Source organism: Nocardia panacis, assembly GCF_003598715.1.
GTDB lineage: Bacteria > Actinomycetota > Actinomycetes > Mycobacteriales > Mycobacteriaceae > Nocardia > Nocardia panacis.
In genome coordinates, this window is record NZ_QZFU01000012.1 from 209,699 (window position 1) to 232,186 (window position 22,488).

Annotated in this window: 21 protein-coding genes; 5 read left to right on the plus strand and 16 right to left on the minus strand. The window is 68.7% G+C overall.

What is annotated here, in order from left to right:
• Positions 1–6 precede the first annotated feature (6 nt).
• The 3 genes from D5S18_RS04705 to D5S18_RS04715 all read left to right on the plus strand — a co-directional run bounded on the left by D5S18_RS04705 (position 7) and on the right by D5S18_RS04715 (position 3,901).
• Positions 7–2,253 carry an ATP-dependent DNA ligase gene (locus D5S18_RS04705; protein ID WP_120038324.1) on the plus strand — a complete coding sequence of 749 codons (2,247 nt, stop codon included), beginning with the start codon at positions 7–9 and terminating at the stop codon, positions 2,251–2,253.
• 88 nt (positions 2,254–2,341) lie between these two features.
• Positions 2,342–2,518, plus strand: coding sequence for an antitoxin (locus tag D5S18_RS04710; RefSeq protein WP_239003536.1), 177 nt, complete (start codon positions 2,342–2,344; stop codon positions 2,516–2,518).
• Between the two features lie 156 nt (positions 2,519–2,674).
• Positions 2,675–3,901 (plus strand): lipase family protein, encoded by a 1,227-nt coding sequence (locus tag D5S18_RS04715; protein WP_120038326.1) that lies wholly within the window; start codon positions 2,675–2,677, stop codon positions 3,899–3,901.
• Between the two features lie 115 nt (positions 3,902–4,016).
• On the opposite strand, the gene D5S18_RS04720 is transcribed toward D5S18_RS04715, so the two are convergent.
• The 4 genes from D5S18_RS04720 to D5S18_RS04735 form a co-directional block, all read right to left on the minus strand.
• The gene (locus D5S18_RS04720) at positions 4,017–4,670 is read right to left on the minus strand and encodes a DUF8020 domain-containing protein (protein ID WP_120038328.1); all 654 of its coding nucleotides are present in this window, start codon (positions 4,668–4,670) and stop codon (positions 4,017–4,019) included.
• 225 nt (positions 4,671–4,895) lie between these two features.
• Entirely contained in the window at positions 4,896–5,633 is a 738-nt protein-coding gene (locus D5S18_RS04725) for an energy-coupling factor transporter transmembrane component T family protein (RefSeq protein ID WP_120038330.1), read from the minus strand.
• Positions 5,630–7,741, minus strand: a complete 2,112-nt coding sequence (locus tag D5S18_RS04730) for an ATP-binding cassette domain-containing protein (RefSeq protein WP_239003537.1) — start codon at positions 7,739–7,741, stop codon at positions 5,630–5,632. The genes D5S18_RS04725 and D5S18_RS04730 overlap by 4 nt, the downstream gene beginning before the upstream one ends.
• A 56-nt stretch (positions 7,742–7,797) precedes the next feature.
• Positions 7,798–9,255, minus strand: a complete 1,458-nt coding sequence (locus tag D5S18_RS04735) for a flavin-containing monooxygenase (protein ID WP_120038471.1) — start codon at positions 9,253–9,255, stop codon at positions 7,798–7,800.
• An 83-nt stretch (positions 9,256–9,338) separates the two neighbouring features.
• Here D5S18_RS04735 and D5S18_RS04740 point away from each other — a divergent pair, with 83 nt between their 5' ends.
• Positions 9,339–10,406 carry an AraC family transcriptional regulator gene (locus tag D5S18_RS04740; protein ID WP_239003538.1) on the plus strand — a complete coding sequence of 356 codons (1,068 nt, stop codon included), beginning with the start codon at positions 9,339–9,341 and terminating at the stop codon, positions 10,404–10,406.
• Between the two features lie 18 nt (positions 10,407–10,424).
• Here D5S18_RS04740 and D5S18_RS04745 read toward each other — a convergent pair whose 3' ends face one another.
• Both D5S18_RS04745 and D5S18_RS04750 read right to left on the minus strand, forming a co-directional pair.
• Complete coding sequence (locus tag D5S18_RS04745; RefSeq protein ID WP_239003539.1) at positions 10,425–11,207, minus strand: metallophosphoesterase; 783 nt, start codon at positions 11,205–11,207, stop codon at positions 10,425–10,427.
• 151 nt (positions 11,208–11,358) lie between these two features.
• On the minus strand, positions 11,359–11,793 hold the full coding sequence (locus D5S18_RS04750) for a MarR family winged helix-turn-helix transcriptional regulator (protein WP_120038335.1): 435 nt from the start codon (positions 11,791–11,793) through the stop codon (positions 11,359–11,361).
• A 52-nt stretch (positions 11,794–11,845) separates the two neighbouring features.
• Between D5S18_RS04750 and D5S18_RS04755 the strand changes: the two genes are divergently transcribed.
• Positions 11,846–12,454 carry a TIGR03086 family metal-binding protein gene (locus D5S18_RS04755; RefSeq protein WP_120038337.1) on the plus strand — a complete coding sequence of 203 codons (609 nt, stop codon included), beginning with the start codon at positions 11,846–11,848 and terminating at the stop codon, positions 12,452–12,454.
• Positions 12,455–12,505: 51 nt separating this feature from the next.
• Here D5S18_RS04755 and D5S18_RS04760 read toward each other — a convergent pair whose 3' ends face one another.
• The 10 genes from D5S18_RS04760 to D5S18_RS04805 all read right to left on the minus strand — a co-directional run bounded on the left by D5S18_RS04760 (position 12,506) and on the right by D5S18_RS04805 (position 22,461).
• Positions 12,506–13,276: an RluA family pseudouridine synthase gene (locus D5S18_RS04760; protein WP_120038339.1), complete on the minus strand. Its 771-nt coding sequence runs from the start codon at positions 13,274–13,276 to the stop codon at positions 12,506–12,508.
• A gap of 209 nt (positions 13,277–13,485) precedes the next feature.
• Positions 13,486–14,499 carry an adenylate/guanylate cyclase domain-containing protein gene (locus D5S18_RS04765; protein ID WP_120038341.1) on the minus strand — a complete coding sequence of 338 codons (1,014 nt, stop codon included), beginning with the start codon at positions 14,497–14,499 and terminating at the stop codon, positions 13,486–13,488.
• Between the two features lie 159 nt (positions 14,500–14,658).
• On the minus strand, positions 14,659–15,429 hold the full coding sequence (locus D5S18_RS04770; RefSeq protein WP_120038342.1) for an ABC transporter permease: 771 nt from the start codon (positions 15,427–15,429) through the stop codon (positions 14,659–14,661).
• 217 nt (positions 15,430–15,646) lie between these two features.
• Entirely contained in the window at positions 15,647–15,973 is a 327-nt protein-coding gene (locus D5S18_RS04775; protein WP_120038345.1) for a hypothetical protein, read from the minus strand.
• Between the two features lie 52 nt (positions 15,974–16,025).
• Entirely contained in the window at positions 16,026–16,715 is a 690-nt protein-coding gene (locus D5S18_RS04780) for a GntR family transcriptional regulator (protein WP_239003540.1), read from the minus strand.
• A gap of 87 nt (positions 16,716–16,802) precedes the next feature.
• A complete protein-coding gene (locus tag D5S18_RS04785) occupies positions 16,803–17,804 on the minus strand; it encodes a proline racemase family protein (RefSeq protein WP_120038347.1) in 1,002 nt (333 codons plus the stop codon).
• Positions 17,804–19,399, minus strand: coding sequence for an FAD-dependent oxidoreductase (locus tag D5S18_RS04790; protein WP_239003546.1), 1,596 nt, complete (start codon positions 19,397–19,399; stop codon positions 17,804–17,806). The genes D5S18_RS04785 and D5S18_RS04790 overlap by 1 nt, the downstream gene beginning before the upstream one ends.
• Before the next feature lie 73 nt (positions 19,400–19,472).
• Positions 19,473–19,784: a (2Fe-2S)-binding protein gene (locus D5S18_RS04795; protein ID WP_120038349.1), complete on the minus strand. Its 312-nt coding sequence runs from the start codon at positions 19,782–19,784 to the stop codon at positions 19,473–19,475.
• Entirely contained in the window at positions 19,781–21,013 is a 1,233-nt protein-coding gene (locus D5S18_RS04800) for an NAD(P)/FAD-dependent oxidoreductase (protein ID WP_239003541.1), read from the minus strand. Before D5S18_RS04800 ends, D5S18_RS04795 begins: the two co-directional genes overlap by 4 nt.
• A gap of 14 nt (positions 21,014–21,027) precedes the next feature.
• Positions 21,028–22,461 carry an aldehyde dehydrogenase (NADP(+)) gene (locus tag D5S18_RS04805; protein WP_120038354.1) on the minus strand — a complete coding sequence of 478 codons (1,434 nt, stop codon included), beginning with the start codon at positions 22,459–22,461 and terminating at the stop codon, positions 21,028–21,030.
• Positions 22,462–22,488 lie beyond the last annotated feature (27 nt).

Below are 22,488 nucleotides of genomic sequence, written 5' to 3' on the forward strand. Positions count from 1 at the left end.
CTGTCTATGGTGGCGCGCCGCGAGTTCGGCGAGATCGAGGTTGAGCTGAGCAACCTCGACAAGGTGCTGTACCCGGCGACGGGCACGACGAAAGGCGAGGTCATCGCCTACTATTCGGCCATCGCCCCCGCCATGCTGCCGCATATCGCCGATCGCCCGGTCACCCGCAAGCGCTGGCCCAATGGCGTGGACTCGCCCGCTTTCTTCGAGAAGAATCTGCCCGAGCACGCGCCGTCCTGGATTCCGCGCCGCGCTGTCGAGCATTCCGCGCGGCGTCGGGTGGTGTATCCGCTGATCGATTCGGTGGCGGGTCTGGCCTGGATCGGTCAGCAGGCGGCGCTGGAAGTGCATGTGCCGCAGTGGCGTTTCGACGGACCGGAGGTGGGGCCGGCCACCCGGCTGGTTTTCGATCTGGATCCCGGCCCCGGCGCGGGTCTGGCCGAATGCGCGCTGGTGGCACTCGGCGTGCGCGAGATGATCGAGGGTATCGGTCTGCGCGCCTACCCGGTGACCAGCGGCAGCAAGGGAATTCACCTCTACGTGCCGCTGGACCGGGTGTTGAGTTCGGGCGGGGCGTCGACGGTGGCCAAGCAGGTGGCCGCGAATCTCGAACGGCTGCACCCGGATCTGGTGACGGCGACCATGGCGAAGTCGGCGCGCGCGGGCAAGGTGTTCCTGGATTGGAGTCAGAACAATCCGGCCAAGACCACCATCGCCCCGTATTCGATGCGCGGGCGGGAACATCCGAACGCGGCGGCCCCGCGCACCTGGGCGGAAATCGAGAATCGGAAGAAGTTGCGGCACTTGTCCTTCGACGAGGTGCTGGCCCGATTCCTGGACGGGGGCGATCTGCTGGCCGATTTGGACGCGCCGCCGCCGCCCGACACGCTCGCGACGTACCGTTCGATGCGTGACCCGGCCCGGACCCCCGAGCCGGTGCCTGCCGCGCCGCCGCGTCCCGGTCCGGGCGATCGGTTCGTCGTGCAGGAGCATCACGCTCGCCGCCTGCACTGGGATGTGCGGCTCGAGCGGGATGGGGTGCTGGTTTCCTGGGCGGTGCCGAAGGGACCGCCTACCTCGCCCGCGCAGAACCGGCTCGCGGTGCACACCGAGGATCATCCGCTGGAGTATCTGGAGTTTCACGGCGCGATTCCCAAGGGGGAGTACGGGGCCGGTGCGATGACCATCTGGGATGCGGGCACCTATGAGACCGAGAAGTGGCGCGAGGACGAGGTGATCGTGCGCTTGCATGGTCGTCGGCTCGACGGTCGCTACGCGTTCATTCGCACCGACGGCAAGCAGTGGTTGATGCATCTCATGCGCGATCAGACGAATGGTGCCGCTGCGCAGGTGGATTCGCTGCGGCAAAAGGTGCCTTTTCCGCGTGGCCTCGCGCCGATGCTGGCGGTCGGGGGCGAGGTCGCCGAATTGGGCGATGCGGAGTGGAGCTTCGAGACGAAGTGGGACGGCTTCCGGCTCATGGCCGAAATCGATTCGGGTGTGCTGACTTTGCGCAGCAGGGCGGGCAATGTGGTGACCGAGCGCTATCCGGGAATGGGTGCGCTCGCCGCGGAGTTGGCGGGTCACAGCGTGGTCCTCGATGGCGAGGCGGTGGTGTTCGACGATCACGGTGTCGCCAATCTCGGTCTGCTGCGGGCGGATGCGGCGCGGGCGGTGCTCGTCGCCTTCGACGTGCTCTACCTGGATGGGACTTCGCTGGTGCGCAAGCGGTATTCGGATCGGCGGCGGGTGCTCGAGGCGCTGGCCGCCAACGCGCCGTCGCTGCGGGTGCCCGCGCGGTTGGACGGGCCGGGGGCGACGGCGCTGCGCTACAGCCGCGAGCAGGGGATGGAGGGTGTGATCGCCAAGCGGCGCGATTCGGTGTATCTGCCGGGCAAACGCGGACATTCATGGGTCAAGCAGCGCAATTGGCGCATCCAGCGGGTTGTGGTGGGCGGGTGGCGACGCAGCGCGGCACGCGAGTTCAAATCGCTGCTGGTCGGCATACCGCACGAGGGCAGGCTGTTCTACGTGGGTCGGGTCGGGACCGGATTCGACGAATCCGAGATGCGCGAGCTCACCGCGCGGCTGCGCAGGCTCGAGCGCAAGACCAGTCCGTTCGACAACGAACTGACCAAGGACGAGCGGGAATCGGCGGTATGGGTGACCCCGCGCGTCGAAGGTTCGGTGCGCTTCATGAACTGGACCGAGACCGGCAGGCTCTGGCATCCGGCCTGGCTGGGCACCCGATAGGTGTGCCGCGATCCACCGTGGCGTTGCCCTACGGCGTAGCGCGCTCTCGCTAGGGTGGGATGTTCGGATCGAATTCGAGGAGTGCGCAGTGGATTTCAAGAGTCTGGCGAACAAGGCGATGGATCTCGCCCAGCAGAATGCCGACAAGCTCGACACGGTGATCGAGAAGGCGGGCGAACTCGTCGACAAGCAGACCGAGGGCAAGTTCGCCGCCCAGATCAATACGGTGGAGGAGGCGGCCAAGAAGGCACTGCGCAGCGAGTAGGTCCTCGCTGGTCGCGTCGGCGATTCGGTTGTGCACGGGGCACTTTCGGCCGATCCGGTATCGCGATGCGGTTGCCGGAACGACCTCGGGCTCCCCGCCCGGAGGCATACGATCCCGCCGTACGTTTGATGGGCTCGTCGGGGACTGGAGGACGTGATGGCTCGGGTCTTGTCCGGGTTGGTGGTCGTGCTGGCCGTGCTGATGACGCAATTGGCGGCGGTGGCGATACCTCGGGCAGGGGCGCTACCCACTCCGGATCAGGACCCGTTCTATACCGCGCCCGGCGATCTGGCCGCCTACTCGAACGGGTCGATCATCGACTATCGGCCGATTCGGCCGCTGGGTCTGCCGTTGCCCGTGGACGGGTGGCAGGTGAAGTTCCGCACCACCGATGCCGCCGATCGGCCCGCACCGGGTGTCGCGACCGTGCTGGTGCCCAAACAGGCGTGGACGGGTCAGGGGTCCAGACCCCTGGTGTCGTTTCAGATCGCCGAGGACAGCTTGGGCAGCCGGTGCGCGCCCTCGTACGCGCTGGCGGGCGGCTGGGGCTTCGGCGGGGTCAACACCTTTATCGATGTTCCGTTCATCGCCGCGTTGTTGCGGCGCGGCTGGGGAGTGGTGACGGCGGACTACGAGGGTCCGGACAGTCGTTTCCTGGATGGCCCGAATTCCGGACACGGCGTTCTCGACGGTGTGCGGGCGGCGCTCGCGCTGGCGCCCGGTGGTGTCGGTGCGGCGAGTCCGCTTGGGGCGTGGGGTTATTCGGGTGGGGCGTTCGCGACGCTGTGGGCGGCGCAACTGCGCGGGCAGTACGCGCCGGAGCTGCGTTTCGCGGGTGTCGCGGCGGGTGGGGTGCCTGCCGACTGGCCCGCGACGGCGCGCAGCGTGGACGGGACGCCGCAGGCCGGGTTGGCCGTGGTGACGCTGATCGCCACGGCACGCAACGATCCGGGCAATGGGGTGCTCGAACTGCTCAATGAGCGCGGGCGGGCGGTCCTCGCGCGCGAATCCGCCTCCTGCGCGGGGGATTTGGTGCTCGGTCACGTCAATGAGCACGCCGATGATCTGGCGTTGGCACCGGGCCTGTTCTCCCATCCGGTTTTTCGGGCCGCCACCGCGAGTCAGGAACTGGGTGCGGTGGCGCCTGACATGCCGATGTACCTGTACCACAGCAGAACCGATGATGTGATCCCCGTCGCGGGCTACACCGAATTGGTGCGGCGCTATTGCGCGCAGGGTGCGTCCGCCGCCTACAGGTATTCGGATCTGCCGGGCCACAACCCGACCGCGGTCGGCGAGGCGTTCGGGGCGGTGGCCTATTTGGCCGACCGATTGGCGGGGGAACCGGTCGGCCCCGGTTGTCAGGGCGAGCCATTGGGATAGGAAATGCGAAGGCGCGCGCCGGGTTCGTGCGCGCCACGTCATTTGCCGCCCGTTCGGCGGTGGCCGGGAGGGCGGTTCGGTTCGATCGGCGGGCCGGTCCGATCGGATCCCGGAATCAGCGCACGGCGTGGTCGGCCGGGTCGTTCCAGCGGGTGGAGCCGGGTTCGGCGGCCAGCGTGGCGATCAGGTCGATGCCCGCGATGACCAGGGTGGGTCCGCCGACGACGATGGTGCCGATGACACCGCCCACCGCCGCGCCCGCGATGACGCTGGCGATCACGCCGGGTCCGGCGACGATGCCGGAGAGGCCGACGATCGCGCCGAGGGCGGTGCCGAGGAAGGCCCCGACAGCGGTGGCGATGCCGAACTGTGAACTGAAGGCGTTCATGGCCCGCTGGTTCTCCAGTGTGGAGGCGACCGGCTGGACCGTGACCGGATGGGCCTGCGCGGCAGCCTTCACGGCGGTGAGTTCCAGGGTGCGGCCCTCGTCGCGGACCGCGTGCGGCAGTGGGTATTCCATGCCGTCCTGCCGGAAGGACAGTGGCAGGCTGACCACGGTGGTCCCGGCCTCGTCCTTGATATCGACCGTGCCGCCGGTGAGTTCGAAGCGTCCGTGATCCAGCGTGGTGACCACTTTGTCGCCGACCAGTTGCGCCTGGTACCCGATCGGCGCGGGAGCCGAGGGGTCGGCGTGCGCCGCGGCCGCTCCGAGCGTCGCCGCGGCGAGCACAGCGGGGACGGCGGTCGCAATGATCTTGCGGAGTTTCATTGGGACTTCCAATCTTTCCTTCATCAGAGCTGTGGCCGCCAATGCCGCGCGCACTGAATTCCCTTCCCCCGGTGCATCTGCGAAGCGATGGAGCGGCCCAGCAAATGCTTGCCTGCTGGTGTACGACTGTACTCCGTAAAGGGGACTGGATCTCGGAATTTCCCGGCAGGTGTCGTTTCGTCCCGATCGCCGCGAAAAGCGTTATAGCACTTGGATATATTCAAATCAGAGGAATAGTGTCAGCGCGACGGCGCCGAGGCAGACCGCGATCACCACCGCGAAGGCCACGACATCGCGCGGACCGGGCGCGGTGGGATGGGCGGTCAATTGCCCGGTTCCGCCCCTGGCGGTGATGGCCTCGCCCAATTCGCCCGCCCGCCTGGTGGATACCGCCATGGCAGCCGTAAGGATGTCGACCAGCGGATTCTCGGTCGCGCGCTGGAGCAGGCGATCCTTGGGACGCAGCTTGCGGGCCGCGCGCAGCACCCGCATCTCCTCGATGAGCAGCGGCAGCCCGCGCAGCGTCAGCGCGATCACCACCGCCCACTCGTCCACCGGCAGTCGCACTTTGCGCAGCGGTGCGCCGAGTGTGGCCAGCGCGGGCGCGATCTCGCCCATCGGAGTGGTCCACGCCACCAGCAACGAGGCAGCGATCAGACTCAGCCCGAGAAACATCACCTGGGCGTAGCGGAGCACGGCGTCGATACCGACCGGGGCGTTGATCAGCGCACCCAGCAGCAGCATCCCCCAGAACCAGATGGGCAGCCGAGGCAGCGCACCCAACGGCACCCTGGCGAAAACGCCGACCGCGATGAGGAATCCGACCAGCACCCCGAGCACCGGCCAGGTGGGCAGGAACATCACCAGCAGACTGATCAGGAAGACGGAGAGCATCTTGGTGCCCGCCCACAACCGATGCACCGGACCCGCGGTCGGGACCTCGCGCAGCAATACGGTGGTCATCGCCTGCCTCCCTGCTCGAACCGCAGGGTGCCATCCGCCAGCGGCATTCTGGGCGAATCCGCCTGGCGCACGGAACCTTTCGCGGGTTCGCGCGCCGGCTCGCTCTCCAGGATGCGGCCGTCGCGCAGATGCACCGTGCGATCGCACAGCGCCGCCATATCCGCGACATCGTGCGAGATGACGATCAGCGTCAACCCCGAATCCCGCAGTCGCGCCAGCAGTTCCACGATATCGGCGCGGCCCTCCGGATCCAGTCCGGCCAAGGGTTCGTCCAGCACCACCACCGGTGCGTGACTGGCGACGATGGCGGCCAGCACCACCCGCTTGGCCTGTCCGCCGCTGAGTTCCTCGATCGAATGCGCGGCCAGCGCACGCGCCAACCCCACCGCGTCCAGCGCCCGACCGACCGCGCCGGAGCCGGTGGCGCGGCCACCCCAGTCGGCGATCTCCGCGCCGACGGTCTCCTTCTGCAATTGCAGCCGCGAATGCTGGAACGCCAACTCGACCCGGCCCAACTGCCGGGCCACCGGTTTGCCGCCGAGTTCGCAGCGGCCGGAACTGGGTTCGATGAGTCCGGCGATGATCCAGGCCAGGGTGGATTTGCCGGAACCATTGCCGCCGACCACCAGCAGTGCCTCGCCGCGCCGCACTGTCAGTTCGACGCCGTGCAGTGCGGGAGCCTCCCACGGGGTGCCGCGGTTGTAGGTGTGACGGACATCGCGCAGTTCGAGAATCGGCGCGCCCATCGGCCTGCGCCGGGGATCGCGCACCGGATGCGGCCAGGCGGGCAGCCGACCCACCGTGCGGCCCTCGGCCAGGTGCACCACCCGGTCGGCGGCCGCGGCATCGGCCTCGTGGTGGGTCACCAGCACCACCGCCATCTCGTGGCGCGCGGGCAGCCCGGCCAGCAGCGCCACCAGGTCGCGGCGGCCCTCCGGATCGATCATGGAGGTGGCCTCGTCGGCGATGAGCAGGGCGGGTCGCCGGGCCAGCGCGGCGGCCACCGCGAGTCGCTGCTGCTGACCGCCGGAGAGGGTGGCCGTCTCCTTCTCGCCCATACCGTCCAGGCCGACCTCGCGCAGCAGCCCGGACACGTCGACCTCGGCCGCGAGGTCGGCGGGCAGACCCCAGACGACATCGTCGGCGACCAGCACGCCCAGGGTCTGGCTCTCCGGGCGTTGCAACACCATGGCGGTGCCGCGGAGGTGGCCGAGTCCGGCCGAACCGGGGCGCTCGACCGCGCCGCTCGTGGGCGGCAGTCCGGCCAGCAGCCGGGTGAGCGTCGATTTGCCGGAGCCGTTGTGGCCGACCACCGCGACGAACTCGCCGACCCGCACGGTCAGGTCGATATCGCGCAGCGCGTCGGCGCGCGCACCCGGATAGCGAAAACCCGCGCCGCGCAAGGTGACCGGCAGCGGGGCGATCGGACGGTCGTCGTGCGGGGCGGCCAGCCTATCGGCCCCCGGCAGCCACTTCAGCCGATCCAGCACCGAGCCGAGCACGTACCAGGAGAAACAGGCCGTGGCCAGCACGCCGAGCAGCACGCCGCCGCCGATATAGAGCCACCACCAGTGCAGCACCGCATCGGTGCCGTGCGCGACGGCTCGGCCGATCGGTGCCAGATGCTGCTGTTTTGCCGCCAACTCCTGGATGCCACGCGAGGCATTGCGAATGTTGTCGAACAGCAGCGCCCTGGCCCGCGACATGACCAGCAGGCCGCCCACCGCGTAACCGGCCCAGAACAGCCCGACGAATACCGAGATCCCGAGCACCCCGACCAACCCGCCGCGTTTGCGCTTGACGATGCCGACCACCCCGGCGACGCTGGCCGAGGCCACGATGCCGGTGGCGGTGGCCATACCCGCCGCGACGAAGGCCACCAGGGTGGCCGCGATGGTGGTGGTGATCAGCGCGCGCAGTCGGTGCCGGAAGGCCAGCAGACCCAGCGGCACCGCCGCGACCAGGTTCAGCCCGGCGGCGATGGGGATCACCGCGCCGAGGGTCACCAGCCCGACCGTGACGCCGCCGAGGACGGCGGCCGTGGCCAATTCGATCGGGCGCAGCGGTCCGTGCTCGATCGATGGGGCGGTCGCGGGCGGTGCACTCACGCCCCAAGTCTGCCGGCTCGCCCGCTCGGGCATCGCAGCGTCGATCCGCGGGTTCGTCAGGCGGCGGGTGTCACGGTGAAATCGGCGGGGTTCAGATGTCTGGTGCGGCGGCGGTAGGCGGTCTGCGAACCGGGCCAGTTGTTGGTGACCAATCCGGCGGCATTGCGGTACCAACTGGTGCAGAAGGTGAATGGTGAGCGCTCGATCCGTCGCTGCAGCGCGGTATTGAAATCCCGTTCCGGATCCGCGCGCACCTCGAGGCAGTGACCGGGATGGTCGGCGAGCAGTTGGACGGCCTGGCGGATATAGCGGGCCTGCGATTCGATCATGTAGATGATCGATCCGGAGGCGAGATTGGTATTCGGGCCGTAGAGCAGGAACAGATTCGGGAACTCGGGCACCGTGATGCCGAGATGGGCGTGCGCGCCGTCGCGCCAGACCTCGGTGAGCTCGCGGCCGTCGCGTCCGTGAATGTCCATGGGCCAGAGGAATTCGGTGCTCTTGAAGCCGGTGCCGTAGATGAGGACGTCGGCCGGATGGGTGACGCCGTCGGCGGTGCGCACGCCATCGGGACGGATCTCGATGATCGGCGCGGTCTGCACCGCGACATTCGGCTGAGTGAGCGCCGGGAAATACTCATTGGAGAACAGGACGCGCTTGCAGCCGACCGGATAGTCGGGCGTGAGTTTGGCACGCAATTCGGCATCGGGCACCTGCCTGCGCAGCTGCCTGCGCCCGAGTTGCGCGACAACGCGCGCGATCACCGGGAGTTCCACCAGCCCCAGCGAGAGGAATTCGGTCAGCGCGAACCAGCCGAACCGCTCCACCAGCAGCGCACCGGGCACCTTGGCGAAGAGGCGGTGCTGGATGGGGCTGTATTCGGTGTCGAATTTGGGGACCACCCAGGCCGGTGTGCGCTGGAACAGCGTCAGATGCTCGACTCGCGGTTGGATCTCGGGAATGTATTGGATGGCGCTCGCCCCGGTGCCGATGCAGGCCACCCGTTTGCCGGTGAGGTCGACATCGTGTCGCCACCGCGCGGAGTGGAAGGCAGGCCCGGCGAAGGTATCCAGGCCGGGGATTTCGGGTATGCGGGGGCGGGCCAATTGGCCGACGGCGCAGATGAGGACATCGGCGGTGCGCACCGTGCCGTCGGCGGTGCGCACCCGCCAGCGACCCGCGTCGAATTCGGCCGCGGTGACCTCCGCGCCGAAGACGATCCGTTCGCCGAGTCCGTGCCGCTCGCTCACCTCGCGCAAATAGGCGTGGATCGCCTCGCGCCCCGAATAGCGCTGCGGCCAATCGGGTTTCGGCTCGTAGGAGTAGGAGTACAGCGGGGAGGGCACATCGCATGCCGCACCGGGATAGCTGTTGTCGCGCCACACGCCGCCGAGATCGGCGGCCCGCTCCAGAATGGTGATCTCGGTGAAACCGCCGCGCCGCAATTCGATTGCCGCGCCGATACCGCCGAAACCAGCGCCGATCACCAGGATTGTGGGATGCCTGCCGGACATGTGGCGCTCCTCACGCTGGGTGCCTGTCTCCACTCTAGGTGGGCGGCCACCGGCCGATCGAGATATTCGGCCATAATGGCGGCGTGGTCCGATCCGGTGAGTCGGCGCGGGTACTCGATCCCGGCATTCGCGACTGGAATTTCGCCCGCGGCGTCGCGAGTGTGGCGCTGATGGTCGGCTATGCCGCCGAATGCGGGGTGCCCTCGGGCGTTCTGCTGGCCGGGACGAACCTCGACGAGGACCGCCTGCGCGACCCGGATGCCCAAATCGACGCGTCCACCGAATTGGCGGTGATCCGCAACCTGGTCGGCGCGCTCGGCGATCGACCCGCCCTCGGCATCGAGGTCGGCCGCCGCTACGGCATCACCACCTTCGGTATCTTCGGCTTCGCCTGCGTCAGCAGTCCGACCCTCGGCGAAGCGATCACTTTCGCGCTGCGCTATCTGGAGCTGAGCTTCACCTTCTGCCTGCCCGTCGCGCGGTGGCGCACCGGCGAATTCGTGGCCGAGATCCACGACGAACTGATCCCGGCCGATGTGCGAACCTTCCTGGTCGAACGGGATGTCACCGCCATGCACCGGGTCATGAGCGATCTGATCGGCCGTCCCCTGGCGCTCACCACCGCCGAATTCCGTTTCCCGGAACCGGATTACGCCGATCGCCTGGCGGATGTGCTGCACGTGCGCCCATCCTTCGCTCAGCCGCGCAATATGTTCGCCATCGATCCCGTCGAGCTGGACCGTCCGCTGCCCCAAGCCAATGCGCAGACCTGGACCATGTGCCTGAATCAATGCCGGGAGCTGGTGCACCGCAGGCGCGCCCGCACGGGTATCGCAGCCGAGGTGCGCGAACTGCTCGTTCCCGGAATTGACGGATTCGCCGCCCCACCCGGAATCGACAGTGTCGCAAGGCAGCTCAATATGAGCACCCGAACACTGCGCCGTCGACTCGACAGCGCAGGCACCGGCTACCGCGCCCTGCTGGACGAGGTGCGACGCGCGCTGGCGGAGGAAATGCTCACCGCCACACCGCTTTCGGTCAGCGATGTGGCGATCCGGCTCGGCTACGCGGAATCATCCACCTTCATCTACGCCTTCCGTCGCTGGACCGGACTCACCCCCGCCGCGTTCCGGCGCAGACGCGCTCGCTAGGTGTACCTCCGGCTGCGCCTACTGGGCGTGTCCGCAGTGGCCCGACATGGGGACGGTTCGGAAATGCGTTGTCAGGGCGCGATTCTCGCCGATGAGGTGCAGGGCGACGGCCGGGTCCGGCGCGTAGTCCATGACGTGGTGGGGCAACTCCAGTTCCCAGACTCCGCCCAGGACGGTAGCGGTGCTCGGCGCGATCAGCAGCGGTCGACCGGCGAAGGTGGTGGTGGCGGGGGAGTGGGCGTGCCCGGTCAGCACCGCGAGGATGCGGTCGTCGGCGGCGACCACTTCGGCGAGCCGATCCGGTTCGGCGAGCGCGATCTCGTCCACGATCGGACTGAACAGGTGCGCGGGCGGATGATGCAGCGCCATCAGGATGCGGTGATCGGCCGGAGTCTCGGCCAGGACGGCGCGTAGCCAGCGGTAGGTGTCCGCGCCGAGCGCGCCGCCCGCCTCGCCCGGAATGCTGGAATCCAGCGCGATGACCGTCAGATCACCGACGCGGTGCAGTCGATTGATCGGGCCGGACGCGGCCGGGACGCCGAGCAGTGCGGTGCGGAAGGCGACGCGATCGTCGTGATTGCCGGGGATGGTCAGCACCGGGATATCGACCGCGAAGACGGCGCGCGCCTGCTCGTACTGTTCGGGTTTGCCCGAATCGGTGATATCTCCGGTCGCCAGGATGAGATCCGGGGCGCGGCGCAGGCCGGTGAGGAAGTCGAAGACGCGTCGGGCGCGTTCGGCGTTGCGGTCGCCGAGATCGAAATGGGTGTCGCTGACCTGAGCCACCAGGATCATCGGCATTCGCTTTCTCTGGGGGATCGCTCCATTGCGTCAGAGGGTGCCGCAGCGGTTTCCGACACCGATTAAGCCTAGATGACCAGCGCGTTCTCGTCGTCATGACGCCCGACACCGGGTGAAATCCCTTGGCGGCGCTGTGATTGCGGGCACATCCTCAGTCCTGCGGTTCGGCGACCTCGGCCAGCGTCGCGAGCGCGCGCAGGAAGACGGTGCGGTCGGCGGCGGGCAGGTGGGCCAGCAGGTGCCGTTCCTGCTCCTGGATCTCGCGCTGGGCGTGGTCGCGTGCGGATCGACCCTCTGGGGTGAGGGAGATCAGGTTGCGGCGGCGGTCGGCGGGATCGGGTTCACGTCGGATGTAGCCGCGCCGCTGCAGGTCGTCGAGGACGGCGATGATCCTGGTCTTGTCCGCGTGGGCGGCCTTGGCCAGTTTCGCCTGGGTATAGACCGGTTCGCTGTCGAGTCGCAGCAGGACGGCGTACCCCCACATCGGCAGGTCGTGCCGTTCGAGCACCGGGGTTTCCACCGCGAGCAGTGCGCGCAGCAGCGGCACCAGCATCGCGGCGAGATCGGGGCGGGTCGCATCGGCCATGGATCGAAAATACTGCTTGGGAAATTAGTATGTATGCGCTTACGATAAGCGCATGAGTACAGTTTCGGAACTTGTCGCCCTGCATGAGCGGGCCTTGCGTTTGACCACCGACCTCGTCGCCGGTATCGCCGCCGACCAGCTGGACAACGAAACCCCTTGCGCCAAATGGGATCTGCGCGCCCTGCTGACGCATATGACCATCCAGAACCATGGCTTCGCCGAAGCCGCGCTCGGGCGCGGCAACGATCTCGCACTGTGGGAGACCCGCGAACTCGCCGATCCCGTCGCCGAATATCTCACCGCCTCGGCCGAACTGTCGGCCGCCTTCGCCGCCCCCGATCTGGCCGAACGTGAGCTGGTCTTGCTCGAAATGCGCACCGACGGTGGTTTTCCGCCCGAACTCGCGGTGCGCTTCCAGATCGTCGACTGTGTGGTGCACGCCTGGGATGTGGCGCGCGCGATCGGTGCGTCGGTATCGCTGGACGACGATCCCGAACTCGCGGCCGAATCGCGGCGCATCGCCGAATTCGTGCCCGGCGGCGAGATCCGTCTGACGGAGAACGCGCCCTTCGGACCCATGCTCGAGGTCCCCGAGGGCGCAGGCACCCTGGATCGGATTCTACTGCTGCTGGGGCGCGATCCGCAGTGGGCGCACGCCTGACAGGCCCGCGACTCCAAGGGGAGCCTCGCGGAATCAACCTGTCGCGGAACGCTATTGAGCGTTCAGCGCCGTCCGCGCGCGGTCGAGGATCGCGGTGGATTCGGCGGAGTCGATGCCGACGGGGCTCCAGAAATCAGCTCCCGGAACGGCTTCCAACCGCAACTCCGGCGGTGTGCGCCACGACGCGTCGAGACCGAGGCGCCAGGAATGCAGGTGGGTGCGGGGATGGACGGCCGATCGATCGAAAAGGGGATCGCCGAGGATCGGATGCCCGATCCAGGCGAGGTGCACCCGAATCTGGTGTCGACGACCGGTGATCGGGCGCAAGGCCAGCACGGTGCGGGTGTCGGTGCGCAGCACGGTCGTGAATTCGGTGACGGACGGATAGTTCTTGCCGTCCAACAGATCCGCGGCCGCGACGAACCAGCGCCCGCCCTCGACCCGAATGCTCTCGCGCGGCGCGGCGATGCGCACCCGGTTCTTGCGGCCGACTCTCAACGGCAGGTCGATCACACCGCGATCCGGCAGTCCGGTGGACTCGACCACCGCCAAATAGCCCTTCGCGGCGGTCTGCTTGTTGAACTGCCTGGTGAGTTGGCCGTGCGCGGGAAGTTCCTTGGCCAGCAGCACCAAGCCGGAGGTGACCTTATCGATCCGATGCACCGGGTACAGCGTCTCGCCCGCGGCGGCGGCCAACTCGACGATGTCGGTGTCGTGCCGTTCACCCGTGACCGCGATACCGGCGGGTTTGTTCAAGGCCAGGATCGCCGCGTCCTCGACGAGTAGGCAACGCTCGCGCAGTCGCGGCCAGTCCATCTCCATTCGGCCGAGCTTAGGCGTACCTCCGCCTTCGCTGCGGCCATGCGCGGGTCTATGGACGGCTTCGCCGGCAGTGTTCGTTGGCGTACCTCCGCCTTCGCTGCGGCCATGCGCGGGTCTATGGACGGCTTCGCCGGCAGTGTTCGTTGGCGTACCTCCGCCTTCGCTGCGGCCATGCGCAGGTCTATGGACGACTTCGTCGGCAGCGCCAACTACTGCGTGTCTGCGGCGGCACGGAGCACGTGCGGGCGCAGGCGGTTGAAACCGCGCACCCGGACGCTGCGCAGGTTGCGGATATCGAACTCCGGATCGCCTGCCAGCTCGGCGGCGGCGGCGTCATCGATCAGGATGGTGCCGGGCCGGGCCACGCCGGTGAGCCGGGAGGCGATATTGACCACCGACCCGTACAGATCCCCGAAACGCAACAGCACCGGTCCGTAGGCGAGGGCGACGCGCAGCTCGGGCGTGCCGCCCACCATCATGGTCGACTCCTGGATGGCGATCGCGATGCGGGCGGCGTCGGCGGCGCGCTCGGCGGCGAACATCACCTCGTCGCCGACATTCTTGATCACCCAGCCGCCATTCTCGGTGATGGCGGCGGTCGTGGTGGATTCGAACGCCTCGAGCAGCATGGACAGCTCATCCGGATGCAGATGCCTGGTCAGGCGGGTGTAGCCGACCATATCGGCGAAGCCGACCGCCAACGGCCTGGTGGAATCCTCGGCGGTGACCGCGCCGTCGAAGCTGCGCGAGAGCGCGGCGGCCAGATGCCGCTTCCACGCGTAGGTTTGCAGCGCTTCCATTTCCGCGACCGTCGCCTCCGTCGCGGACCTGGTGATCGCGGCCCGGTCGGCCGTCGGATCCTCGGCCAATGCCGCCGCGATCCGGTTGTCGATCTCGGCCAGCACCAGGTCCGCCTGCCATTCCGCGAGGCGAGCCATGCTCTGGCCGAGGGTGCGCGCAGCCGCGGACTGCCTGCGGATATCGGATTTGGACACCACTCGCAGCCCGCGGAAATCGCGAACGGCGGCCACATCGGCCTCGGTGTAGTCCCGCGCGTCTTCCGGATTGGCCGGGAAGCCCAGCGCCGACCACAGCCGTTTGGAAACCTCGGAGGACACCCCCGACCGCTGCGCCACATCGGCCCGGTTGTATTCGCGTTCGCCACCGAGCAGATACGACTCGACCACCGACTGCACGAGCTCGGGCATCTGGTTGTCCACCATGATCGGTACCTTACGACGGAAGGAATGGAGGCGGACGGCGCAGCGCACGGGTCGACGCGGTCGCAATCATCGGGCAGGCACCGGATTTCGGCTACGCGAAACTGCCGTCCGGCGGCGCGGCACTGGCCGATCCGCGGCTCGGGCCGCTGCTGCACCGGCTCAGCCCCGCGGCGGTCCGCCGAATTCGCCTCGGCGGTGCACCTTCGCGCGGGCGACCAATTCGATGGTGACCGCGACGGCACAGGATTGGGCCAGCAGTAGGCCGATCAGGACCAGCAGTTGGACGGCGGCGGCCTGAGCGGCGGATCCGCTGGCCACCAGGACGCCGACGAAGGCGCCGGGCAGCGTGACCAAGCCGACGGTCCTGGTCTGGTCGACGCCGGGGAGCAGCGCGTCGGCGGCGGTCGGTTGGATGACCATCATCCGCGCGTCGCGGTCGGTGAACCCGAGGCTGAGCGCGGCCTCGACCTCGCCGCGCCGCTGTTCGAGGGAGTCGAGGGCGCGGCGGGCCGACAGCGAGGTCGCGGTCATCGCGCCGCCGAGCACGATGCCGCCGATCGGCACCAGCGCGACCCCTTTCAGCGGCACCACCCCGCTCACCAGCATTGCCGGAACCACCACCCCCATTCCGGCGCCCAGGGCCAACGCCAGCCACGTCGCCGAGCGCCCGGCTCGCGCCCGGCGCGCGGAGGTCACCACCGCCGCCGCGAACATCACCGCCAACACCAGCAGCGCCGACCAAACCCTGGCCAGCGCCGCCGCCAACACCACCGCCACCACCGCCAACTGCACCGTGGCCCGCACCGCCGCACTGGGCGCCACCCACGGTGATCCCAGCCTGGCCGCCCAGTAGACCCCACTCGCCGCGACAACCATCACCACGCACAACACCGCGAGCCCAATGCCCGGCGTCGCCACCGAGTTCACCATGCACCCACCTTCCTCGCTGTGCCCGACGCGGTGTCGCCGCGCGCCCCGAAGTCGACTTCGCGTCGATCTCCGAGTCCCGCATCGTAGGCATGGGCTACTGCGCGCGCGTGGTTACGCGCGGGTGCGCAACGGTGGAGGCATCGACGGGTAGGTCGGCGGTTCAGCGGAGTTGGCGGGCCGACACTGCACGCTCGAGGTTGCGCGTCCGGCGCGGGTGCTAGAGATGCGCGCCCGCGATCCATGCGGTGCCGAGTAGGGCGGCGACGGCGGCCGCGCCGCCGATTCGTGCGCCGATGCGGGCACCGGAGATTCGCGCGAGCTGCCAGCCTGCCGTGACCGCGAGCAGGATCAGGGTGAGCAGGGGTGTGTAGGGTCCGAGTGCGGGGAAGCCGACTAGCGCTGCGGTGCCGGGAGTGCGGGGCAGGAGCAGGATGGTCGCGGGCAGCAGCAGTGAAAAGAGCAGGATGCGGGGCACTTTCGCGCCGATCGATCGCGCGCCGCGAGCGGGTGCGGTGTCGGAGGGGCCTGCCGCGAGTACATCCACCGTTCGAACCTAGTGCGAACTGCCACACCTGGATATGGGGGAAGTCCCTGATTCAGCTCTGCTCGCAGCGGTTCGCCCAGATACCGCGGACATGGCCGATATGGCGGCGGATCAGTGCCTCGGCCTCGGCCGCCGCGCCGCGCTCGATGAGGTCGAGCAGTTCCATATGTTCGTGGGCGGAGGGAATGAGCCTGCCCTGTTCGGCCAGTGGACGCACGCCGTAGAGCCGGGAGCGGGCGCGCAGGGCGCGCACCGTCTCCACCAGTTCCCGATTGCCCGCCAGACTCAGTAGGCGGCAGTGGAATTCGGTGTCGATGGTGATGTAGGCGATGAAATCGTGTTCGGCGGCGGCCTTTTCGATGCCCTGGGCCAGGGTGCGCAGCTCGGTGGACGTCTGCGGGTCGATACCGGCCTCGGCCACCTGGCGCACCGTCGGCGCCTCGATGAGCAGGCGGATCTCGGCCAGGTTGTCCAATTCCTGCTCGGAGGGTTCGCGGACGCGGAAACCCTTGTTGCGCAGCGTTTCCACCAGGCCCTCCTTGGCCAGGTCGATCATCGCCTCGCGGACCGGGGTGGCCGAGACCCCGAACTGTTCGGCCAGTCCCGGCGCGGAATAGACGACGCCGGGCCGCAATTCGCCGGTGATGACCGCGCCGCGCAACTTCTCGATGATCTCGTCGCGCATATTGCGTCGAGGCGCGAACGAGGTCAGCGCGGAGATCGGCGCATCGGGTGCGGACAACATCACTCCTCGGACAGGTGAGCGGTCGGGTCAGGGGCCATGGTACAAGCGTCGGAAGCCTGTGACATGTCACATTTCGTGGTCCGGTCAGAAGGTGAAGCCCTCCGGAAACGGATCGGTGGGATCGAGCAGGTAGTTGGCGGTGGCGGTGACCCAGGCGCGCCCGGTGATGGCGGGTACGACCGCGGGGAAGTCGCCGACCGAGGTGGTGTCGACGGCTCTGGCGTGGAAGGTGGTGCCCAGGAACGAGTCATTGCGCAGCGGCGCGTCACCGGTGAGCACGCCGCGCGCGTGCTGGCGGGCGAGCAGGGCGGAAGTTCCGGTGCCGCAGGGGGAGCGGTCGAACCAGCCCGGATGGATCGCCATGGCATTGCGGGTGTGCGCGGCAGTGGAGTCCGGGGCCAGGAACAGCACATGCTTGCATCCGGCGATGGTCGCGTCGAGCGGATGCACGGGACGCCGTATCTCATTGATGACACTCATGATTCGCAGTCCCGCCGCCAGAATGGCCCGCTGCTCGGCGCGATCGAACGGCAGGCCGATGCTCGCGAGATCCACGATGGCGTAGAAGTTGCCGCCATAGGCCATGTCGTAGCGCACCCGACCGAGTCCCGGCACCTCGAGCTCATTGTCGAGGCTGTCGCAGTACGACGGCACATTGCGCAACGTGACGGCATCCGCGTGTCCATTGTTGACCCTCACGTGTGCGGTGACCCGCCCGGCAGGCGTATCGAGCCGGATTTCGGTGACAGGTTCGGCGATGGGCACCATGCCCGCCTCCACCAGTGCGGTCGCCACCCCGATGGTGCCGTGCCCGCACATCGGCAGCAGCCCGCTGACCTCGATGAAAAGCACGCCGAAATGTCCGTCGGCGGTAGTGGCGGGCTGGAGGATGGCCCCACTCATCGCCGCGTGCCCGCGCGGTTCATTGACCAGCAGGCGGCGCAGGCCGTCCAGATGGTCGATGAAGTACCCGCGTCGCTCGGCCATGGTCGCGCCGGGGACGGTGCCGACACCGCCGGTCACGACGCGGGTCGGCATGCCCTCGGTGTGGGTATCGATCGCGGAGATGACGCGGCTGCTGCGCATCACGACCCTCCTTCGGTGTCGAGTTCTGCTGGTTGGGCGGTGTGGACTTCGGGTCGCTTCGTCGGTGTCGGCGGTGCTGCGGTCTGCTGCTTCCCGGTGCGGATTTCGACAGCTCCGGCGGCGCCGTTCTCGGCGGTTGCGCCGGAACCGAGATCAGTCGTTTCGTCGGTGTCGAAAGCGGTCGTGGCGCAGGAGTCGAGTTCGGCGACTTCGCGCAGGCGGATCGGGTCGGCGAAGGGGCGGTGGGCGGAAGTGGCTGCGGCCAAGCCGGTTTCGGTGCGGGCGTCGGGGTGCGGGTGCTCGCGCAGCGCCGCGATATTGGCCGCGCACATCCGACCCTGACACGGGCCGAGACCTGCTCGGGTGGCGAGTTTGGCCGGGCGGTACGCATCGCCCCCGGTGCTCGACCAGACTGCCGCGAGGTCGCCGCGGGTCGTGCCTTCGCAGCGACACAGCACGGTATCCGGATCGGACCAGGTGAGTACGCCGGGCCGCAGAGGATGGGCCGCCGCGAGGCGTGCCGCGAACTGTCGGGCGGCAAGGTGGTGGTTGTGCAAGGCGCGGTCGGCGTGCGGCCGCGCGCCCGCCGCCGCGTAACCCGCTACCATGCCCGTGACCGTCGCGGCCCACGCACCGCCGATTCCGGTGATTTCTCCAGCAGCCCAGACAGTTTCGACGCTGGTGCGCTGATCGCGATCGACCTCGACGAACCCGTCGGCGCTCAGTCGCGCCCCCGCCGCGCGGGCGAGTTCGTGGCGCGGGGTGAATCCGTGCGTGATCGCGACCGCGTCCACCGCCACGGTGGTCTCGCTACCGGGAATCGGCAGCCAATTCGAGTCGAGCCGGGCCACGGTGGCCTGTTCGACCCGACCCGCGCCCGCGACCGCGATCACCGCGTGCGAGGTGCGCAGCGGAATCCGATGCCGCACACCGGATATCAGATACCTGGCCAGCTCGGCCGCCTTGTCCGCGCTGTAGCGCAACTCCCACGGCCGCCGCGACCAGTGCCGCATGATGTGCCGACCCGGATTGGCCTCCAGCACCGCGCGCACCCGCGCCCCGCTCCCGGCCAGCGTATGTGCGACCGGAAACAGAAAGGGTCCGGTTCCCGACACCAGGACCGACCGGCCGATCACGACCCGCTGCGTCTTCGCCAAAGTCTGTGCGCCGCCACCGGTATAGACGCCGGGAAGATCCCAGCCGGGAAACGGGCACACCCTGTCGTGCGCGCCGGTGGCGAGAATCAGGGCATCGCCCCGCAGTTCGCGATGCTCACGTCGCTCGCCCTCGATACCTCGCAGCACATGGACGGTAGGGCACTCGCCCTCGCGCTCGATCAGGCAAACCGTTGCCAGGGAGAGGTATTCGCAGCGCGGATGATTCCGAATCAGCCCTGCGCGTTGTTCGGCCGCCGCGTATCCGTGCCCGATGGACAATGGGCGGCCGATCCCGAAATCCGCCGAAATTCGCCGGTTGTACTGTCCACCAAGGGTTTCCTCCGAATCGACAAGCGTCACCGCCGCACCCGCCCGCAACGCCGCCTCGGCAGCCGCCGCACCCGCAGGGCCACCACCGATCACCACCACCCGCCGCATCACGAACACCCCTGATCCCCGACCGGGGTGCCCACGGTGTCGGTCGTCTGAACAGGGCTGTCCACCTGCGGCATTATCGACTCCTCCGCTGCCTGGCTTGGGTGCGGACTGCGTCACCCGCTCGCGCCGGTCGGCGGCACAACCGGATGTCGGGCACCGCATTGACGGTGGCGACGCAGTCGAAGCAGACGCCGATGCCGCAGAACACCCCGCGCTGTCCACCCGTTGGGGCGGTGCGCCAATCCGTCCATCCGGCTGCGAGCAGCACCGCTGCCAAAGTTTGTCCGCGCACACCGGATACGGGGACGCCGTCCACTGTGATGGACAGCGGGTGGTCGTCGCGGCCGAGTGGATCATCCTGTGGCGGTACGAGATACGGGCTCATGGTGTGGCATCCCTCGTATTCTCTTCTGCGACACCATATTCGATGTCGAGCACGGCGGGGCGATCGACGGTGAAGGCGGTGAGATCCGGATCGGTCGGCCGTCCGGTGAGTGCCGCGACGATCAGGTGGGCGGTGCCGACGCTGAGACCGATGCCCGCGCCTTCGTGGCCGGTGGCGTGCCAGAGTCCGGGCAGTCTGGGGTCCGGTCCGATGACGGGCAGGTGGTCGGCGACATAGGGGCGGAAGCCGCCGTAGGCACGCATGACGGCCACCTCGGCCAGCGCGGGAAACAGGCGAATCGCCTTGCGGGCTATGGTGGCCAGGCTGTCGACTCGCAGCCGGTCGTCGAATCCGGTTTGGCGGCGCGAGGATCCGAGCAGTAGCGGCCCGGCGGGGGTGGATTCGACCACGGCGGATGTCTCGAGGTCCGATGACGAACTGCCAACGGCCCCGACGTAATCCGCGTCGTAGACCTTGTGGAAGACGGTCGGCGGCAACGGTGCGGTCACCAGGACCTCGCCGCGTCGGGGTCGGATCGCGATCGGCGCGCCGAGCAGCGTCGCCACCGCGCCCGACCACGGCCCGGCCGCATTGACAATGAGATCGGCATGGCGCGGGCCGCGTGCGGTGCGCACGCCGACCAACCGATCCCCGTCGCGGAGCGGACCGGTGATGGCGCAATCGGATTCGACCACCGCCCCGGCCCGGACCGCCGCGGCGAGCAACGCGGTGGCCGCACCCGCGGGTTGGACCTGGGCGTCGTCGGGATAGTGCAGTGCCGCGCCGACCTCGCGGGTCAGCGCGGGTTCCGCCGCGGCGAGGTCGGTGGCGTCGAGTTCGACGCACCGCACCCCGGCAGCCCGCTGTCGGGCAGCGAACGCGCGCAGCGTTGTCGCGCCATCCGTCGTGGTCGCCACCACGATGCCGCCCTTGGCCTCCCATTCGACGCGAGCCGCGTATTCGGGCACCGATTCCCGGAGCCCGGCCAGGGTCTCGGGCCAGAGCCGTCGCGACAGTTGGGCCAGCCGCAGTTCCGGCCCCGGTCCCTTGTCCGAGACGAGGACATTGCCCTCACCGTGCGCGGTGGTCCCGGACGCGACCCCGCCGCGCTCGCACACCCGAACGGCGGCCCCCGCGGCGGCCAAACCCTCGGCCACCGCGCAGCCGATCGCGCCCGCGCCGATAACGAGAACCGACAGTCCGCGCAAAGCGGTTGCCCCGCTGGACACTGCGCCGACCATGGCTATCGGGGTCGGGACCCGTTGACCGAACGCGGTATCGACAGCGGGTTCTCCGCACGCAGTTCGCGGGGCAGCAGCTCGTCCGGAACCGACTGGAATACCACCGGCCGCAGGAACCGCTCGATGGCCGCAGTCCCCATCGAGGTGGTGCCGGGCGCGGTGGTGGCCGGGTAGGGGCCGCCGTGCTGCTGGGCATAGGTGACCGAGACTCCGGTGGGCCAGCTGTTCCACAGCACTCGGCCCGCCTTGGCCGCCGCGAGGGCGATCAGGGTGCGAGCGGTGTCGTCGGATGTCTCGCCGAAGATCGAGATCGTGAGTTGTCCGTCGAAACTCGCGGCCAACTCCCGCAATTCGGCATCGTCCCGATAGCGCACGAGCAGCGTTGCCGGACCGAACATCTCGTGCACCAGCGTCGGATCGGCCAGCACGGTCTTCGCCTCGGTGCTGAGCAGACGCACCGAATCCGGAGCGTCCCGCAGCACCTCGACGCCAGGGTTTGCGCTCATCCGCTCGACCGATCCGGCGAATCCGGCGGCGATGGCGTCATTGAGCAGTTCGCCCACCGGAACCGTCGCGGCGGCGCGGACCTCACGCAGCAGTGCCGAGTCCTCCGGCACCGCGACCACATTGGGTTTGGTGCACAACTGCCCGGAGTTGAACGACACCGACGCGAACAATCCGGCCGCGATCTCGGCGGCTCGTGCCTCGGCGGCCTCGGATGTGACGAAAACCGGGTTGATCGAACCCAATTCGCCATAGAACGGGATCGGCACCGATCGACGGGAGGCCAGATCGAACAGCGCGCGCCCACCCGCCGTCGAACCGGTGAAGGCGGCCGCCGCGATGGCGGGGTGCGTCAAGACCCGTACGCCCGCATCCTGTCCGTAAACGATCCCGAATACGCCTAGGGGAGCCGAAGTTTCAACAAGGGCTTCCTCGACAAGGCGGGCGGTCAGCCGAGACAGTTCCGGATGTCCCGGATGCGCCTTCACCACCACGGGGCAGCCGGCGGCCAGCGCCGAGGCGGTATCCCCGCCCGCCACCGAGAGGGTGAACGGAAAATTGCCTGCCGCGAAGTTGACCACCGGCCCCAGCGGCACCTTCATCCGCCGCAGGTCCGGGCGCGGCACACCCATCGGCCACTGCGGGTCGGCGGGATCGACGCGCACATCGAGGAATTCACCCGCCCGCACCACCTGCGCGAACAACCGCAGCTGGAAGGTGGTGCGGGTGAGTTCGCGGCGCAGACTCGCCTCGGGCAAATGGGTTTCGCGCCCCGCCGCCTCGATCAACTCCTCGGTGTGGGCGTCGAGCCGGTCGGCGATGGCGATGAGCGCCGCCGCTCGCTCTGTCAATTCCATTGCGGCCCACGGCCCTGCCGCCGCGGCCGCTGCGGCGACAATGGCATCGACCTGCTGCGGGGTGGTCTCGATCATGGCGGAAAGTCCTCCGTTCTCGACAGC

Coding starts and splice junctions, on each gene's coding strand:
- D5S18_RS04725 (WP_120038330.1), bottom strand. CDS start 5,633: ATGACCACCGTATTGCTGCGCGAGGTCCCGACCGCGGGTCCGGTGCAT.
- D5S18_RS04715 (WP_120038326.1), top strand. CDS start 2,675: ATGGCTCGGGTCTTGTCCGGGTTGGTGGTCGTGCTGGCCGTGCTGATG.
- D5S18_RS04765 (WP_120038341.1), bottom strand. CDS start 14,499: ATGGTGGACAACCAGATGCCCGAGCTCGTGCAGTCGGTGGTCGAGTCG.
- D5S18_RS04705 (WP_120038324.1), top strand. CDS start 7: ATGGTGGCGCGCCGCGAGTTCGGCGAGATCGAGGTTGAGCTGAGCAAC.
- D5S18_RS04720 (WP_120038328.1), bottom strand. CDS start 4,670: ATGAAACTCCGCAAGATCATTGCGACCGCCGTCCCCGCTGTGCTCGCC.
- D5S18_RS04755 (WP_120038337.1), top strand. CDS start 11,846: ATGAGTACAGTTTCGGAACTTGTCGCCCTGCATGAGCGGGCCTTGCGT.
- D5S18_RS04745 (WP_239003539.1), bottom strand. CDS start 11,207: ATGCCGATGATCCTGGTGGCTCAGGTCAGCGACACCCATTTCGATCTC.
- D5S18_RS04735 (WP_120038471.1), bottom strand. CDS start 9,255: ATGTCCGGCAGGCATCCCACAATCCTGGTGATCGGCGCTGGTTTCGGC.
- D5S18_RS04760 (WP_120038339.1), bottom strand. CDS start 13,276: ATGGAGATGGACTGGCCGCGACTGCGCGAGCGTTGCCTACTCGTCGAG.
- D5S18_RS04785 (WP_120038347.1), bottom strand. CDS start 17,804: ATGCGCAGCAGCCGCGTCATCTCCGCGATCGATACCCACACCGAGGGC.
- D5S18_RS04805 (WP_120038354.1), bottom strand. CDS start 22,461: ATGATCGAGACCACCCCGCAGCAGGTCGATGCCATTGTCGCCGCAGCG.
- D5S18_RS04790 (WP_239003546.1), bottom strand. CDS start 19,399: ATGCGGCGGGTGGTGGTGATCGGTGGTGGCCCTGCGGGTGCGGCGGCT.
- D5S18_RS04795 (WP_120038349.1), bottom strand. CDS start 19,784: ATGAGCCCGTATCTCGTACCGCCACAGGATGATCCACTCGGCCGCGAC.
- D5S18_RS04750 (WP_120038335.1), bottom strand. CDS start 11,793: ATGGCCGATGCGACCCGCCCCGATCTCGCCGCGATGCTGGTGCCGCTG.
- D5S18_RS04770 (WP_120038342.1), bottom strand. CDS start 15,429: ATGGTGAACTCGGTGGCGACGCCGGGCATTGGGCTCGCGGTGTTGTGC.